At 60.5% G+C, this 16,179-nt stretch carries 13 protein-coding genes; 5 read left to right on the top strand and 8 right to left on the bottom strand.

What is annotated here, in order from left to right; all coding sequences use genetic code 11:
- Positions 1 to 49: 49 nt before the first annotated feature.
- From hutH to CEPID_RS08805, 4 genes are all read right to left on the bottom strand, one after another.
- Entirely contained in the window at positions 50 to 1,585 is a 1,536-nt protein-coding gene (hutH, locus tag CEPID_RS08820; RefSeq protein WP_047240667.1) for a histidine ammonia-lyase, read from the bottom strand.
- 90 nt (positions 1,586 to 1,675) lie between these two features.
- Positions 1,676 to 2,854: an imidazolonepropionase gene (hutI, locus tag CEPID_RS08815; RefSeq protein WP_047240666.1), complete on the bottom strand. Its 1,179-nt coding sequence runs from the start codon at positions 2,852 to 2,854 to the stop codon at positions 1,676 to 1,678.
- A complete protein-coding gene (gene hutU / locus CEPID_RS08810) occupies positions 2,854 to 4,542 on the bottom strand; it encodes a urocanate hydratase (protein ID WP_047240665.1) in 1,689 nt (562 codons plus the stop codon). Before hutU ends, hutI begins: the two co-directional genes overlap by 1 nt.
- 167 nt (positions 4,543 to 4,709) lie before the next feature.
- A complete protein-coding gene (locus tag CEPID_RS08805) occupies positions 4,710 to 5,510 on the bottom strand; it encodes an IclR family transcriptional regulator (protein WP_047240664.1) in 801 nt (266 codons plus the stop codon).
- A gap of 19 nt (positions 5,511 to 5,529) precedes the next feature.
- On the opposite strand from CEPID_RS08805, the gene hutG reads away from it, so the two are divergent.
- Positions 5,530 to 6,462, top strand: coding sequence for a formimidoylglutamase (gene hutG / locus CEPID_RS08800; protein WP_047241458.1), 933 nt, complete (start codon positions 5,530 to 5,532; stop codon positions 6,460 to 6,462).
- Here hutG and CEPID_RS08795 read toward each other — a convergent pair.
- On the bottom strand, positions 6,459 to 7,391 hold the full coding sequence (locus CEPID_RS08795; protein WP_047240663.1) for an ornithine cyclodeaminase family protein: 933 nt from the start codon (positions 7,389 to 7,391) through the stop codon (positions 6,459 to 6,461). The two genes, hutG and CEPID_RS08795, sit on opposite strands and share 4 nt — an antisense overlap.
- Positions 7,392 to 7,557: 166 nt before the next feature.
- Here CEPID_RS08795 and CEPID_RS08790 point away from each other — a divergent pair, with 166 nt between their 5' ends.
- The 4 genes from CEPID_RS08790 (at position 7,558) to CEPID_RS08775 (ending at position 12,397) form a co-directional block, all read left to right on the top strand.
- Complete coding sequence (locus CEPID_RS08790) at positions 7,558 to 8,250, top strand: hypothetical protein (protein ID WP_052843472.1); 693 nt, start codon at positions 7,558 to 7,560, stop codon at positions 8,248 to 8,250.
- A gap of 284 nt (positions 8,251 to 8,534) precedes the next feature.
- Positions 8,535 to 10,178, top strand: a complete 1,644-nt coding sequence (locus tag CEPID_RS08785) for an AbgT family transporter (RefSeq protein ID WP_047240661.1) — start codon at positions 8,535 to 8,537, stop codon at positions 10,176 to 10,178.
- Between the two features lie 59 nt (positions 10,179 to 10,237).
- A complete protein-coding gene (locus CEPID_RS08780; RefSeq protein ID WP_047240660.1) occupies positions 10,238 to 11,578 on the top strand; it encodes a M20 family metallopeptidase in 1,341 nt (446 codons plus the stop codon).
- Between the two features lie 21 nt (positions 11,579 to 11,599).
- Positions 11,600 to 12,397, top strand: a complete 798-nt coding sequence (locus CEPID_RS08775) for an alpha/beta fold hydrolase (RefSeq protein WP_052843469.1) — start codon at positions 11,600 to 11,602, stop codon at positions 12,395 to 12,397.
- Positions 12,398 to 12,406: 9 nt separating this feature from the next.
- Here CEPID_RS08775 and CEPID_RS08770 read toward each other — a convergent pair whose 3' ends face one another.
- From CEPID_RS08770 to CEPID_RS08760, 3 genes are all read right to left on the bottom strand, one after another.
- On the bottom strand, positions 12,407 to 14,134 hold the full coding sequence (locus CEPID_RS08770; RefSeq protein ID WP_047241456.1) for an FUSC family protein: 1,728 nt from the start codon (positions 14,132 to 14,134) through the stop codon (positions 12,407 to 12,409).
- A 185-nt stretch (positions 14,135 to 14,319) separates the two neighbouring features.
- Positions 14,320 to 15,456, bottom strand: a complete 1,137-nt coding sequence (locus tag CEPID_RS08765) for an aminotransferase class I/II-fold pyridoxal phosphate-dependent enzyme (protein WP_047240659.1) — start codon at positions 15,454 to 15,456, stop codon at positions 14,320 to 14,322.
- On the bottom strand, positions 15,453 to 16,157 hold the full coding sequence (locus tag CEPID_RS08760) for a 6-carboxyhexanoate--CoA ligase (protein WP_047240658.1): 705 nt from the start codon (positions 16,155 to 16,157) through the stop codon (positions 15,453 to 15,455). The genes CEPID_RS08765 and CEPID_RS08760 overlap by 4 nt, the downstream gene beginning before the upstream one ends.
- Positions 16,158 to 16,179: the final 22 nt, after the last annotated feature.

Genomic DNA, 16,179 nt, shown 5'->3' with positions numbered 1-16,179 from the left:
GCGACGGAGCGAGGGCAGAAACGCGGATGCCTCCTGCCCTCGCTGTGGATTAAGCCAGCGTGCCCACTACTTCTTCCGCGGCGGTGAGTAGTTCACCGGAGACTACGAGTTCGGTGGTGCTGGCGATTTCTGGAGCGAGGAATCGGTCCGTGCCCGGACCCGGAACAGTGTCGCGGAGCTTGGCGATTACCGCAGAAATCGCAGGTGAAGGCTCCTTTTCGCGCATGTCGATGGCGCGGGCGGCAGTCAGGATTTCCACTGCGAGTACTCGTCCGAGGCCGTCGACAGACTTGCGCAGTTTGCGTGCTGCGGACCAGCCCATAGACACATGGTCTTCCTGCATCGCTGAGGACGGAATGGAATCGACCGAGGCAGGCGAAGCCAGACGCTTGAGCTCCGAAACAATCGCTGCCTGCGTGTATTGCGCGATCATGTGTCCGGAATCGACGCCTGGATCATCGGCCAAGAATGCCGACAGGCCACGGTTGCGAGCAACGTCGAGGAAGCGGTCGGTACGGCGTTCGGAAATCGAAGCGAGATCGGCAGCCACGATCGCCAGGAAATCCAGCACATAGGCCACGGGTGCGCCGTGGAAGTTGCCGTTCGAACGCACACGGCCGTCCTTGGTGACCACCGGATTATCCACCGCCGAGCCGAGCTCAGCCTCTGCGACATGCGTGGCGTGACTCAACGTATCGCGGAAACCGCCCGCGACCTGTGGCGCACACCGGATCGAGTATGCGTCCTGGACTTGGGTGGCTTTGAAGTCTGCCTGGGCAGCGTCCAGGATCGGGGAGTCCGAGGCCAGCTTCAGGATATTGGCGGCGGACGCGGCTTGGCCAGCGTGCGGGCGAAGCTCATGCAGGTCTGGCTCGTACACGCCCGTGGTGCCGCGCAGCCCCTGAACGGTCATCGCGGTGGCTAGGTCGGCATACTTGCCCAGCTGGGTGAGGTCATGCAACGCCAGGCACAACATTCCCAGCATCCCGTCGGTGCCGTTGATCAGAGCAAGGCCTTCCTTTTCCCGCAAAGTCACTGGCTGGATGTTGGCGTCGGCAAGCGCCTGAGCAGCCGGCTTAACCTCGCCGTTGGCGGTGCGGACGTCGCCCTCGCCCATTACGGCCAGCGCGCAGTGGGCCAGCGGTGCCAGGTCACCGGAACAGCCCAATGAGCCGTATTCGTAGACCACTGGGGTGATGTCGGCGTTGAGCAGAGCGGCGTAGGTCTCGGCGACCTCGGCCCGGACGCCGGTTCGGCCGGTGGCCAGGGTAGAAAGGCGCAGGAGCATGAGGGCACGAATAACTTCCTTTTCCACCTCAGGCCCCGTGCCCGCAGCATGCGAGCGCACCAGGCTCCGCTGCAGTTGTGCGCGCAGGTCGTGCGGAATATGACGTTGGGCTAGGGCGCCGAAGCCAGTGGAAACGCCGTACACGGGATCTGGAGCTTCCGCTAGCGCCTCGATATGCTCTCGGGTTTTGGTGATTTCCGCCAGTGCTTCCGCAGAGAGCTCTACCTGCGCGCCGTGGCGTGCTACTGCGACTACATCAGCGATGCTCAGTGCACCGATGCCAACGGAGATAGCCATGTTATGTTCCTTTTTTAGTTCGGTGAAATTTTGGTGTTAATGCGGGCAAGCGCTGCTCGGCCACGCGAGAGCAGCCGGGCAGCGCCGTAATTAATTGACTGCTTTGCCGGCCACGAAGGTGCGGTAGCTCAAGGGCATGCCTGGACGATAGGCAAGGTCAACTGCATTATGGGTATTCAAAACATGCAGGTCAGCGGCCGCTCCCACCACGAGGGAGCCTTTGGCGGGGCGTCCCTTGGCATCCTTGCCACCTCCGACGTCCTCGCGACGAAGCGCCCGAGCCCCACCCCACGTGGCGGCTTTGATCGCCTCGTCCAGGGTGAGGTGCTGTTGCAGTACCGCGGTGCCAACGCAAAAGTTCATCGCAGAGGTGTATGAGGTGCCCGGATTGAGATTCGAAGCGATCGCCACCGTGACACCGGCGTCAATAAGGCGACGCAGTGGGGCAAGAGGCTGCCTAGTGGATAGGTCGCAGGCCGGAAGTCCGGTGGCAACTGTGTTTGAGGCAGCCAGTAGTTCAATGTCCGCGTCGCTGACGTAGTTGACGTGGTCGACGCTGGCCGCGCCCACCTCGACGGCCAGCGCAATGCCCGGTCCCGTGCCTAGCTGGTTGCCGTGGACGCGGGGTAGGAGGCCCGCTGTCTGACCTGCGGTGAGCACTCGGCGGGACTGTTCTTCGGTGAAAGCGCCACGTTCACAGAAGACATCGATCCACGTGCAAAACGGCGCGACTGCTGCCAGCATTTCGCCGCAGACGAGATCAACGTATTCTTCCGCGTCTGCTCCCGGTGGCACCAGGTGCGCACCTAGGAACGTGACATCCTCGATGTGGCTCGCAGCGATCCGGGCGGCTTCGGCCTCGGAAGCCACATTGAGGCCATAGCCGGTTTTGGTTTCCATCGTGGTGGTGCCACCGGCCTGGGCGGCGGCAATGCGCTGATCCAGGAGCTGGGTGAGGCGCTGTTCCCCGGCTTGACGCGTGGCGTTCATCGTCACGGCAATTCCGCCAGCTGCGTAGCTTTCACCAGCCATGCGGGCTTCGAATTCGGCGGAGCGATCGCCGTCAAAAATCATGTGCGTGTGGGAATCCACCCAGCCTGGCAGCACAGCTCGTCCGCCGAGGTCAACGTGCTCGTCAGCAGCGGTAGCTTCGCTGGCGGGTCCGATCCACTCGATGATGCCGTCGGTGGCTACCAAGGCAGCATCCCGCAAGGTGCCGAGCTCCGAGACAGTGCGCAGCTCGGAAATGCCAGTGAACAGCGTAGACATTAATTTTCCTCTCTCGACTTGAAAGCCATCGGAACTCGGACGCCGCGTTCGACGGCCACTTCGTTGGCGCGCTCGTAACCGGCATCAACATGGCGGATCACGCCCATCCCTGGATCATTGGTGAGGACTCGGGCGAGTTTTTGGGCGGCGAGCTCCGTGCCGTCCGCCACGGACACCTGGCCGGCGTGAATGGAACGGCCGATTCCTACGCCACCACCATGGTGGATGGACACCCAGGTCGCGCCGGAGGAGGTGGCCGTCAGGGCATTGAGCAGCGGCCAGTCGGCGATGGCGTCGGAACCGTCGAGCATCGCTTCGGTTTCGCGGTACGGGGAAGCGACGGACCCGGAGTCCAGGTGGTCGCGGCCGATCACGATAGGAGCCTTGACCTTACCCTCGCGAACAAGCTCGTTGAACAGCAAGCCAGCCTTATGGCGTTCGCCGTATCCCAGCCAGCAAATCCGGGCTGGCAGTCCCTCGAATTCCACATATTCCTCGGCTGCATCGAGCCAGCGGTGCAGGTGTTCGTTGTCTGGGAAGAGCTCCTTGAGGGCCTGATCGGTGACGCGGATGTCCTCTGGATCGCCGGAAAGCGCTGCCCAGCGGAAGGGGCCGTTGCCTTCGCAGAAAAGCGGGCGGATGTAGGCGGGCACGAAGCCTGGGAATTCGAAGGCACGGCCGTAGCCTGCCTGACGTGCTTCGTCGCGGATGGAGTTGCCGTAGTCAAAGACTTCCGCGCCTTCGTCCTGGAATTCCACCATGGCTTGGACCTGCGTGGCCATGGATTCGCGGGCCTTCTTGGTGAAGGTCTCTGGATCTTGGCGAGCCTCGGCCTGCCAATCTACGAAGCGGACTTCAGTGGGCAGGTAGGACAGCGGATCGTGTGCCGAGGTTTGGTCGGTGACAATATCGACGCTGATCTCGCCAGCGCGGTGGCGACGCAACATCTCCGGGAAGATCTCAGCAGCGTTGCCTTCCACACCGATGGAGAGTGCGCGCTTCTCCGACTTGGCAGCGTTGGCTTGTGCGATAGCGTCGTCTAGGTCAGATGCGATGGTATCCAGGTAACGCTTAGCTTGTCGACGCTCCAACCGGCTGCGATCGACGTCGGCAATAATGCACACGCCACCGTTGAGAGTGACCGCGAGTGGCTGCGCGCCGCCCATGCCACCGCAGCCACCGGTGAGGGTGATGGTTCCGGCGAGAGTGTTGTTGAAGCGCTTGCGACCAATGGCAGCAAAAGTTTCGAAAGTTCCCTGGAGGATGCCCTGCGTGGCGATGTAAATCCAAGAGCCCGCGGTCATTTGGCCGTACATGATGAGGCCCTCTGCCTCGAGTTCACGGAACTTCGGCCAGGTGGCCCAGTCGCCTACGAGGTTGGAGTTGGCGATCAGCACGCGGGGCGCCCAGGGATTCGTTTTGAAAATACCCACTGGCTTACCGGATTGGACGAGCAGAGTTTCGTCTTCTTCTAGGTCTTTCAATGATGCAACGATCGCGTCAAAGGCCTCCCAGTTTCGGGCTGCTTTGCCGGTGCCTCCGTAGACCACCAGGTCTTCGGGACGTTCCGCAACCTCGGGATCGAGGTTGTTCATCAGCATCCGCAGGGGTGCCTCAGTTTGCCAGGATTTTGCGTTGAGTTCGGTGCCGCGAGGGGCACGGACTTCCCGAGGGCCTGAGGTGGTCATGGCAACTCCTAGAAATCTTGAAATCGGGGGCACTTGGAACGGGGAATGAGCGAACCGTGAACCTCTGGAAAGTCACGTGGGCTAGGGAGGCTATCACACACTTCACCGCAAGTGCTGTGGATCACTGTCAGTCCCAGTGTATGGAGCCTGAGGTGACCTGACCAGCATTATTCGATCCGGCCTGTCTGGTATATCAGACTTTGCAGGTGATTGCCCGCCCGTGATCCATACACTGTGCCAGCAATTGAACTAGCCCTGTTCATGATCTCCTGGCATAGCTCACCCAGCTGTTCAGGGGTAAGTGAACCAGACGGGAAAGTCACAGCAAGCGAGGCGGTTGGCCTGCCAACATGGTCAAAAATAGGGGCAGCTACTGTTCGCTGCCCAGCGGTGACGATTCCGTCCTCCTCCGCCCAACCCCGCCCGCGAATCTGCAGACACTCCGCGCGAAACTGCCGGTCCATCGCGTCGTCGCCAAGCGCTGCGCGAACTTGCTTTTCTGCGAGGAACGCCAGCATGCACAAGCCACTGGCCGTCTCGACGGCCGGAAGTCGCACACCAACATCAGTAACCAAGCTGGGAGCGTGTAAGGCGCGTTCCTCCAGGATGTAGAGCACATCGGATCCCGCGAGCTTAGCCATGTGGGCGGAGCCATGCACGCCCGACGTCAAGGCACGGGCATGGCGTGCGCCCACTCGCACGAGTGGCTGTTGGCTCGTGTAGGCGTTGGCCATCGAATAGGCAGCTACGCCAAGACCATAGGTCTTTTCTTCCGGCAGTCGGACTACAAAACCAGCTTCGATCATTACGGTGAGAAGATGGTAGACCGTGCTTCTGGGTAGGTCGAGCTCGGCTTGGATACGGGCTGCGGAAATTGGCACGTCGATACTGGTGAGCAGCGAAAGAATACGAAGCGTGTGCGAGGCGGCGGGGACCTTTGACGAATGTGCCCGCGAAGAGGGTGACATGGCGCTATCCTACGAAAATATGAAAGAAAATATGTCTGCTTGGGCCGGCCGTGTTGATGGATCCGGAAAGGAACACGCCCGCTGGAACTCTGTCATCCAGCCGATTGGCTTCGATGCGCGGTACCCCGGCGTAGCGGTTTTAGGCTTTGCCTCCGACGAAGGAGTTCGGCGCAATCACGGCCGCGTAGGGGCAGCCACCGCGCCCGACGTTATTCGTTCGGCGCTGGGCGGACTGGCAATTCATCACGAATTCCCGCTTTACGACGTCGGTACGGTGACCGTGCGCGGCGAAGACCTCGAAGGAGGCCACGCCTTTTTAAGTGATGCGGTTCAAGAGATTCTTGGCGGCGGGCACGTCGCGGTCGTGCTTGGTGGCGGGCATGAAACCGCTTTCGGCACTCACATGGGATTGCGGGCCGCGCTGCCTGATGCCGAGATCGGCATCATTAATCTGGACGCGCATTTTGATTTGCGCACCGCCGACCGACCCTCGTCCGGAACGCCTTTCAAGCAGATTGCCGACGCTGTGGGGCGCGACCTGAACTACAGTGTGTTTGGAATTTCCCGGCCTAACAACACCCGCATCCTCTTCGATACCGCGGACTACCTCGGCGTGCGCTACACCCTCGATGACGAATTGGCGGAGCTGAAGCCAGCCGAAGCCGCCGAGCTCATCCGCGAGACGGCCGAAAAGGTTGATTACTTGCACCTTTCCATTGACTTGGATGTTTTGCCCGCTGCCGTCGCCCCCGGTGTGAGCGCGCCCGCAGCCGTGGGTGTGGAGCTAGCGACTATTCGTGCGATGGCGCGAGCCGCGGCTGCAACCGGAAAGCTCAAGCTTGTCGACGTAGTAGAGCTCAACCCGAAGTACGACATCGACAATCGAACCGCCAAGGTCGCCGCCCGGCTCGTTGATGACATCGTGGCTGAGCTCGCGAAACGCGCGTCCTAGAGACCTGCCTTCTTTGCAGCGAAAGCCGCCACGGCGAGATCTTGCCAGGACATTCCCGTGCCCTTGAATACTGCTGGGCGCTGGAAATCGCGGATGAAAGAGCCGTCGAAAAGCTGCTTGATCGTGGTGAGGTCACTGTCGGCGAGGGCGCCTTCGTTTATCGGGATGATGACGTCGCCACCCTCTGCCAAGGTGGTGGCGCGGGATTCAATGACCACCTGAGAGCGGGTGATGACGCTGGTCGGCACCTCGCGGGCAACGGGGGAATGGGAACCCATCGCGACAACACACGCCCCATCCTTAACTTCCTCATCCGCGATGACGGGGTCGGAAGCAGAGGTACAACAGGCGATGATGTCCGGCTGCTCGCCCTCCCGGGCCGCGGTAACCGGCAGCCCCTCCTCCCGCAGTGACTTAATGGCGCGTTCGGCCGAGTCGGTATCGCGTGAGCGCAGCGCAATATGGGTCAGAGGCCTAATGGCAGCCAGGGCATGGACATGGGCGACAGCCTGCGGCCCACTGCCAATCACCAGCAAACTGCTGGCCTCCGGGTGCGCCAGCTTATCGACGGCAACTGCTGACATCGCTGGCGTGCGCAGTTCGGTCAACGCAGAGGCCTCGATGACGCACTGTGGAGACATCGTATTGGCATCGAACAATACATAAACGCCTTGGATGCGAGGTAGTCCTAACTCGGCGTTATTGGGAGCAACAGTAGCCAGCTTCGTGCCGATCCAGCCGCCTAAAGTCGAAGGCATCGACAGCAGCTCTCCGGCTCCGGTGCTTGCAGTCAGACTGCTGCGTAGCGGATCGGTTTCGGGGTCGAATGGGCCGGCTAGGGCGGCTGCGAGTGCTTCGCGGGCGTCGCTAGGAGCGATGAGTCGACGAAACTCATCTGCGCCGATGAAACTCGGGTTCACTGGGGACATAATGGTGCCTTTCTGCATCCGGTTAGCAGTAGTGAATCACCAGACTAGTGGAACCGACTTTCGTGTGCTAGCTCAAGTTTTCGAAGCGCCGCAGGATATATCCACCCCTTTGACTAGCGTTCAGGGTGACAGCGGAACACGAATAAAGAATGCGAGGAGTGTGGACATGAGCGTGCGCAGTTTTCTGGTTGGCTCTGATACGCCCGGTCTGGGCGGTGTTGACACCGGGCTGAGCGGTTTTCCGGTGCATGACTGCTCAGACTCAGCAGCTGTGCTGGAACAGTTGGCGAGGCTACCGGAGAATCTCGGCGTATCGGTACGTCCAGGGGTGTATTTCCTCCAGACTGACGCGCAGACCAGTTGTGGGTTCCCGGTGGATTTCGATCCCGAACACACCCACCTGCGAACTGCGGACTTTCACGAAACAACCCCTGGATATGTTCGGGCCTGGCAATCTGGGGGAGAAGCGCTCTGCGTCGGGGAGCGGGACAATGAATATGCAGTTCAGTGTCCTTTTAGCTTCAACCCCGATTATTGGGGGCTTGGGCTTGCGGTTCGCGCTTGCTTCCTATTCGAGAGCGAGCAAGGCGCCACCGAATTCTTCGACCAAGACCTCTCCCGCACCGTTTCTTTGAAGGAACCCCAGCACTACGGGCAAGGCACTATGTTCTTCGGCCATATTGCGGATGAATGCGCTGTGCGAAATGGCTTTACCGATGCTGCAGTGACGGTGCTGGGGCTAGACATCGAAGACGGCTTTACTGAGGTGGCGCTTCCCACCAACTTGCTAGCCGACCTCGACTTTGCACTTCCAGGGGGCGGTGATTGTGGGACTTGGAGTGCGATTGATGACTTCTGATTACCTATCCGAGGTGAGCACGAAGGAAAGTGGAATGCACTCAGCGAAGCCTAGACGGCGCGACGAAATCCCCATCTATGCCCATTCCACCTCAACCTGGGAGCGCTTTTGCCTGTATTCCCGGCAACTACAGAAGGGTTGATTCTGAAAAAACACGTGGGTCCGGATGCGTTAACGATTGGGTAACACCTCCCCGCAATCCTGGCGTGATGCAGAACACCGTCGGTAGTGTGGTGGCTCACTATTGATTTTTGTAGTCCGGCAAGAGCAAAGGGGCAATAGCGATGAGCGACCGAACACCGAAAACTTTGGCTTCTGGCTCGGATCGGCCGTCGAAGACCGCGCGGACGTCGCCAAGCAGCTCAAGCTGGGGCGAAAAGGTGTTGAACGGCATCGAGACGGTTGGTAACAAGCTGCCCGAGCCGTTTACCTTGTTTCTGGGTCTGTTCCTGATCACCGGTGTGGCGTCGACAGTGATGGCGCTGCAGGGCATCTCCGTCTCGGTTCCCGGCTCCGACAAGCAGGTAGCCATTAAGGGACTGTTTACCGGCGAGGGCATGACCTGGTTGACGGTGAACCTCGGCAAGAACTACGTCGGCTTCCCGCCGTTGGTGACGGTCCTGCCGATCCTGCTGGCCGTGGGAGTCGCGGAACGCTCCGGCATGCTCAGCGCCCTGATTCGGAGGGGTTTTAGCTCAGCTAAGAAATGGACGCTGCCTTATGCCGTGGGAATAGTAGGCGTCGGCGCCTCGGTCATGGCGGACTCAGCCTGGGTCGTCGTCCCACCGCTGGCGGCTCTGGTGTTCAAATCCGCCGGCAGGCATCCCGTGGCTGGGCTGCTGGGTGGTTTCGCGTCCGTCGGTGCTGGCTACTCGACGGCGTTCGTCCCCACCAGCCTCGACGCCCTTTTTGCTGGCATCACGAACGCCGTGATGGAGACCCTGCCTCATTCGGGAGCCACCGAGGTCAATCCGCTATCGAATTTCTATTTTAATTTCGTGTCCGCGGTGATCCTCGGCCTCGTGGCGGGTTTCATCACCGACCGGATCCTGGAACCGCGCATGTGGAAACAAGACGTGCCGGTAGATGAGACGATCGACCCAGAGGATGCGAAGACCCGCGGAGATCGTGACGAAAACGGCGAGGAACTTTCGCCTAACCTGAGCCGAGAAGAATCGCGGGGACTGTGGGCGTCGCTGTTTGCTTGCTTGGTGCTGACAGTGATAATTCTGGCCTCCACGCTGTACCCCGGGTCGCCGTGGCGTAACCCGGAAGGTGGGTTCCTACCTAAGTCGCCACTGCTTGACTCCATCGTGTTTATCGTGTTTGCGTATTTCATGGTGATGGGCATCGTTTATGGTGCGTTCGTAGGCACAGTGAAGAACATGGAAGACGCAGTGGAGATGATGGGGCACGCGCTGAAAGACATGCTCAGCTTCCTGATCTTGGCGTTCATCCTCGGACAGTTCGTGGCATTGTTCTCCTGGACCGGCATCGGCACCTACACCGCGGTGAAAGGGGCTGCGCTCCTGGAATCGATGCATCTGACTGGATTCCCAGCGATCCTGGCGTTCATCATTCTCGCTTCCTGCCTCAACCTGTTACTGATCTCGGGGTCCGCGATGTGGACGCTGATGGCATCCGTCTTCGTTCCGATGTTCGCGCTCTTGGGCTATGAGCCATCCTTCGTGCAAGCGGCGTTCCGCGTGGGGGACAGCGCTACTCAGGTCATGACCCCGCTAAACCCATACATGATCGTGGTGCTGGGCCTGTTGCGCCGCTATGAGCCCGAGGCAGGCCTGGGCACGTTGATGTCGCGCCTCGTTCCTTTCGTGGTGCCGTTCTGGCTGAGCTGGGTGTTGATCCTCTTTGCCTGGTACATCGCCGATCTGCCGCTCGGCCCGGGTTCCGGCATCTTTATCCCTTAGGGTCCGCTATTCGACCCCACCAAATTAAAAAAAATGTGTTAGGAGTGCAGCACACACCGATGGACTCTCGAGATCGATTGACCCCATCCACCGCGTTTATCGACGAACTCAACGCCTCGGTACACCGCGCGATGGCCGAGACCTCGCCAGCGCAACCCCCGCAACTGACCTCGTATCCCGAGCAAACACAGTTGTGGGCAGCTGCTACCACGGCAGTTGAATCTATGCACACCGAATTGGAACAGCTCAGCCTCGACATTCACGCTCATCCCGAAGTCGCATTTACGGAAAAGCACGCGGTTGCCGCGATCACTGAAGTGTTGCGTAACCACGGGGTCGTGGCCACCGCGCCTGCGTTCGGCCTTGACACCGCGATCCACGCCGAAGTAGGCACAGGCAAAGTTGCGGTGGCTTTCCTTTCTGAGTACGACGCGCTTCCCGAGATTGGTCACGCTTGTGGGCACAACCTCATCGCTAGTGCCGGGGTTGGCGCTTTCCTCGCCACGGTGGCTGCCGTGCGTGAGGTTGGTAGGGAAGACGATGTCCGGATTGTTTTCCTCGGAACTCCCGCCGAGGAAGGCCATTCCGGCAAGGAATATCTAATTAGGGGAGGGGCATTTGAAGGCCTCGATGCTGCCGTGATGGTTCACCCTTTTGACATGGATATTGCCAGCCATGCCTGGATTGGGCGTCGCAGTGCCACGGTGACTTTTCATGGCGTCTCGGCCCATGCATCGTCCCAGCCTTTCATGGGGAGAAACGCCCTCGACGCTGCGACATTGTTGTATCAGGGCCTCGGGCTGCTGCGACAGCAGATGCCCCCGAGTGACCGGTTGCATGCGGTGATCTCTGAGGGAGGCCAGCGCCCCTCAGTGATCCCGGATACCTCAACGGTAGAGCTCTATGTCCGCTCTTTGCACTCCGACACCCTGGTTGACTTGTCCGCGCGGGTGACCGACGTGTGCCGCGGGGCAGCGCTGATGACGGGGTGCAGCGTGGACATCGCCTGGGACCCGCACCCGCCCACGTTGCCGGTGCGCAATAATCAAGCCTTGGCGCAGCGGTGGCGCGAAAGCCAAGCGCAACAAGGCGTGGATGCCTTACCTGCAGGTGTTGTGCCAGAATCTATCGCTGCTTCAACCGATTTTGGTAACGTCTCTCAGCTCGTACCTGGAATTCATCCGCTCATCAAGATCGCGCCGGAAGGCGTTGCGCTGCACACTGAACAACTACGCGAGGCAGCCGCCTCACCTGAGGGTTTGGCTGCGATGCGCCGCGCCGCAACGAGTCTCGCGCATGTCGGCCTCGATGTGCTGTTCGACCGCGAGTTTCGCTCGGTCGTGCATGCGGAGTTTGTGGAAACCGGCCCTCAGATCCGCGTCAACGAGATCTTCCCTTGAACCCATCGCTATCGTTAAGTCATGTCTCATGCGTCGCACTCCGCCAAGCTCAATCCGCTACAGTTCCAATCTGCCAACTTCGCCCTCAAGTTTTATGACTCGGCCACGCCAGGCCCCGCTGTAGTGCTTCTGCATGGAACCTTCGGCAGCACGGCGAGTAATTTTGGACTGATCTACCAGGCCCTAGCCCAGCATTTCCGTGTGATCGGGCTGGATTTTCAGGAGCCTGACACCCCTGAGTTGAAGATCCAGCAACTCGTTGACCAAGTGATTGACCTGCTGGATGGGCTGGGCCTCGCTCGGGTTCATCTCATGGGTTATTCCCAAGGAGCGGTGGTCGCGGCTGCGTGTGCTGGGATGCACCCGGCGCGCGTCGATAAGCTGGTGCTGCTTGCGGGCTGGCAGCGCAGCGATGCTTATCTGCAGATGCGCAACGACCTCTGGTGGACGCTGCGCAAGGCGGAGGATGAAACGGCATTGCGGCAGTTCAGTACGCTGAGCGCGTTCAGCCCCGAGTTTGTTGCGCGCTTGTCGACGGCGCAGCTGCGAGCCACCCTCAACTCGGTACGGTTTTCGGCTTTTGGGGATAAGCAAATGGGGCTTAATCGGCGGGTCGATATCACGGAGGAGGTGGCTGCGATCGTCGCGCCAACTTTGGTGCTTTCGTGCGCGCAGGATGTGATGATCCCGCCTTACCTGCAACAACAATTAGCGGGGGCGATTTCAGATGCCCGGCTCGAGGAATTGCCCGGCGGGCATGGTGTTGTGTTTGAAGACCCTGACGCTGTGGTGGCAGCCGTCATGCGGTTTCTTGGCTAGGCGGGCTGATTAGTTTCGTCCGTGGCGTAGGGAGAGAGCGCGGACCCGGCTGGCGAGCTCGCCGATTTCTTCGAGGGTGAGTTCGCGGTCGGCATGCGCGTTGGCGTAGTCGAGCAGGTAGTAGCCGGTGGATTGGACATCAAGGTGTTCGGCCCAGTGTGCGCGGGCGGAGTGGCGAATGTCGGCGGCCAAAGACTGGATGGCTCGACGCTCGCCGAGTAGTTCATACTGGAGGTCGCGACGGTATTCGAGTGATTGTGCGGGAGTTTTCGTGGTGAGCGCGCCGATGAGATTACCCATCGCGCTGTAGCAGCGCCGGACGAGGTTGCGGTGCTGGATGCTCTCCGCATTCCTGAACAATAGCCAGAGCACAGCCACCGCGAAAAACGTGGCCAGCGCCGTCTCGGAGATTCGAGACACTAACGTCGGCCCTAACGCGCCATGGGTGGCACCCCCCATGAGTAGGGCCAATGGCGTGGTGAAAATGACGGTAATGGCGTAGTTGCGCACCACGAACACTTCGGCGTAAAACTGCGCGGTGGCCAGGCACAGCAGCAATACGCACGGGTTGGGTTGGGCGAGGTAAATGAGCGAGAATAACCCGATGCCGACGATGGATCCCACCATGCGGTGAACACCTCGAATCGTTCCCGGGATCAGTTCTGGACCCCACTGCAAGGTCATCACCACTGACACCACGGCCCAGTCCGGACGATCGAATCCAAGAGCGATGGAGGCTACACTTGCAGCTAGGGAGGCAATAACCACCCTCAACGTGGTGATCGTTGCGTGGCTGTGCCAATTACTGGAACGGTACAACCGGTAGGTCACGGTCGGCCGGGTGTGCGGGATAGCCAGGCGGGTGGAGTCCACGTAGGTGGGTTGATCACCAGCGGTATCGGCTTCGTTGCTGAGTTTGCGTTCCCGGTTAACTTGGACCAGCTCGGCCTGGGCTGCAAGTGCGCGCTGCACAAGTTCTGCGCCGCTCGGCTTGATAACGCGACCGCCGGAGACAATCCGCGCGTCGGCAAGGGCAAACCACGCGTTGGCCAGGGCGGTTTCGGCCTGGTGCCGCTTGGCGATGCTCCCGCCATCAGCTTCCTTGAAAGAACGAACTGCTTTTTCTAGTACGTCGACTGCGTTAGTTTCGGGCTTCGCCGGATGGATGAGTGCCGGAAACATCCCGACCGCGATGCCGGTCAGGGCACCACAGGCGCACCACATCGCCACCTCAAGCGGTTCTACACCCAGGCGGGGCGTCATAGTGGACGCGGAGGCGATCATCACGATGAAGAAGGCCCCTGGGGGAGAAAGCCGCAACGCGTTGGCGCAGAATACCAAAACAGCGGCGATGGCCGTGGCGAACACCGCGGTGAGCAGGAGCCACCAATTGGTCGCACCGGCACGGATGTGCCCCCACACGGTCTCACCAACGAAAGCGCCCATGCCGGAGCCGACGATTAGTAATGCAGCCACGACAGACATGATGGTGATGCGTGCACGGTAAGGGTGGCCCTCGCCGTAGATCACGGTGCAGGAACCGGCGGTGATCAGCACCATTTCCGCATCGAACCCAAGCAGGAGGGCGACCGCGCCGGGCAGCAACATCGATAATGCGGCGCGTAGAGCCCCCGGCCAGCGTGGGCCGGGGGTGTTGAACGCAGTAAAGAGCCGCCACGGGTTCGGGGCGGCGGGGAGGGGCTCGGGGAATTGTTGCTGTTGGTTGGTCGTTGTCACTGTTCCCCCTGATTCTCCCGGCACTGCGTTGAGCGCTTGTCTTGCGCCCGAGTAACGCATCTATTAAACGCCTTAGCCGAAGAATGCGCCAAATATTGTGAATCCGCACCAAAATATGTTCATGAGTGAGTACGGTGACAACCAAGCCCGCGCTTATCGACGCCGCCTTCCCCAGTTTGTACCGGCTAAATGAGTCGGAGCTCAGCGAGCGCGGATGCTAGTTGCGCCAGGTGGGCATCTTCGTGCTGGGCGGTAATGGTCACGCGCAGGATAGCCTGACCTCGAGCGACAGTCGGGTAGCGAATGGCTGGCACCCAAAGTCCTTGCCTTTTCAGTTGGGCAGATGCATTCATGGCGTCTGTTTCACTACCGACATGGATAGGCACGATCGGAGACGAGATAGACAACCCGGTTAAGGCCGCGAATTGTGCCTGCTTGCTACGTAGAGTGGGCAAATGCTGCGGAATGAGGGGAAGCGCTGCGCTGATGCTGGCGGGAACGCTTGGGGCAGCGGCCGTGGAAAACACGTAGGAACGAGCTCGATTTCTGAGCCACGTTGCGAGCTCAGTGGGACAGCAGACGAAGCCGCCTTCAGCACCAAGAGCTTTAGAGGCGGTGACGATGAGGATGTCTGGCAGTGAGCCTCCGGCAAGTTCGGCTGTGCCTCGGCCGCTGGGGCCGATGGTTCCGATGGCGTGGGCGTCGTCGATGTAGAGCCAGGCACGGTGCTGGTGGCACAGCTGCTGTAGGCGGGCGATGTCTGCTGTGTCACCGTCCATGGAGAAGAGGCCGTCGCTTACGATGAGTTTTGCCTCGGCGGTGCTTGCGCTCAGCATTTCGTCGAGCCGCACGTAATTCAGGTGCGGGTAGACCCTGACCGGCACGCGGGCCAAGCGGCAGCCGTCGATAATGCTGGCGTGATTGAGTTGGTCGGAGAACACGGTTAGACCAGGCACCATGCTGGCTAACGCCTGGATCGTGGAGACGTTCGCCTGATATCCGGTGGCGAAGAACACGGCGTCCTCAGAGCCGATGAAGCTGGCGATTGCTGCTTCTGCGGCCACGTGCGGGGCGGTAGTACCGGTGGTGAGTCGTGAGCCAGTGGAGCCTGCGCCAAAACGCCGGTGTGCTGCGATAGCGGCGGTGCAAAGCGCGGGGTGTTGCGATAGTCCTAGGTAGTCGGAGGAGGAAAACAACACGAAGTCGCACCCTTCGATGGTGGCATGTGCGCCACTAAGCTGCGAGATCGTGGCGGGTGTGCGCTCCAGCCCCAAGGCTCGCCACTGTGTATTGGCGTCGGCTGCACGTTCATTGAGGCTCATGAGTAGATTCCTTCTACCAAAACCGGGTGGTGTTCAAGGAATTCAATGGTGTCCGGCAGTGCGGCCAACTGGGAATCGAAGAGGAACACCCGGGTGCCGATAGAACTGCCGGGTTCCTTGCAGTGAAAAATGCGGTGGTAGATGCCGTCACAGGCGAGATACCCGGTGGTGTAATCGGGGTCGTCAGAAATGCATAACTCCGCGAGGATTCCTGGGGCCGCGGCCACTTTGGCGGCGAGCACCAGCGCTTCGGTGGCGTGATCTTTGGCATCGGGGGAGTGCGAGAGTCCAGCGGCATCCATAGTTGAGGCACGCACGCCTCGTTCGAAATGCGGATCGAGTCGCCGTCCAGTCCAGGCATCCACGATCATCGCGCCTCGCAGGCCGGTGACGGAGTAGAGGTGGTCCAGGGCGCTGGGGTGCCAGCCGTGGGCGTCGAAAAGCTTGGCGAAGTGGATGCTGGCCGGGACTGTAGGGTCGAGCTCGCGCACCTGCAGGGCTGGAACATGGGTGACCTGCCTGAGGGCTTCAGTGGTGATATGGATGCTGTCTGGGGTGCCGTTGGGGTGTGTGAGGGCACGGCGGTGCAGCTGGGCGCTGACTTGCGGCACGTGTTCGAATGTGCAGATGCGTTCGGCGCCGGAGATGTGGCGCCCGGCCTGGGATGCGCGCATGCGGACGCTGAATAGTTGTTCAGCCATGATCACTATCCTAAAGCGTAGT

This window comes from Corynebacterium epidermidicanis, from assembly GCF_001021025.1.
Lineage (GTDB): Bacteria > Actinomycetota > Actinomycetes > Mycobacteriales > Mycobacteriaceae > Corynebacterium > Corynebacterium epidermidicanis.
Note: the sequence above shows the minus strand (reverse complement) of the source record. Positions and strands in the feature narration are given on the sequence as shown.

Coding starts and splice junctions, on each gene's coding strand:
- hutH (WP_047240667.1), bottom strand. CDS start 1,585: ATGGCTATCTCCGTTGGCATCGGTGCACTGAGCATCGCTGATGTAGTC.
- hutI (WP_047240666.1), bottom strand. CDS start 2,854: ATGTCTACGCTGTTCACTGGCATTTCCGAGCTGCGCACTGTCTCGGAG.
- hutU (WP_047240665.1), bottom strand. CDS start 4,542: ATGACCACCTCAGGCCCTCGGGAAGTCCGTGCCCCTCGCGGCACCGAA.
- CEPID_RS08805 (WP_047240664.1), bottom strand. CDS start 5,510: ATGTCACCCTCTTCGCGGGCACATTCGTCAAAGGTCCCCGCCGCCTCG.
- hutG (WP_047241458.1), top strand. CDS start 5,530: ATGAAAGAAAATATGTCTGCTTGGGCCGGCCGTGTTGATGGATCCGGA.
- CEPID_RS08795 (WP_047240663.1), bottom strand. CDS start 7,391: ATGTCCCCAGTGAACCCGAGTTTCATCGGCGCAGATGAGTTTCGTCGA.
- CEPID_RS08790 (WP_052843472.1), top strand. CDS start 7,558: ATGAGCGTGCGCAGTTTTCTGGTTGGCTCTGATACGCCCGGTCTGGGC.
- CEPID_RS08785 (WP_047240661.1), top strand. CDS start 8,535: ATGAGCGACCGAACACCGAAAACTTTGGCTTCTGGCTCGGATCGGCCG.
- CEPID_RS08780 (WP_047240660.1), top strand. CDS start 10,238: ATGGACTCTCGAGATCGATTGACCCCATCCACCGCGTTTATCGACGAA.
- CEPID_RS08775 (WP_052843469.1), top strand. CDS start 11,600: ATGTCTCATGCGTCGCACTCCGCCAAGCTCAATCCGCTACAGTTCCAA.
- CEPID_RS08765 (WP_047240659.1), bottom strand. CDS start 15,456: ATGAGCCTCAATGAACGTGCAGCCGACGCCAATACACAGTGGCGAGCC.
- CEPID_RS08760 (WP_047240658.1), bottom strand. CDS start 16,157: ATGGCTGAACAACTATTCAGCGTCCGCATGCGCGCATCCCAGGCCGGG.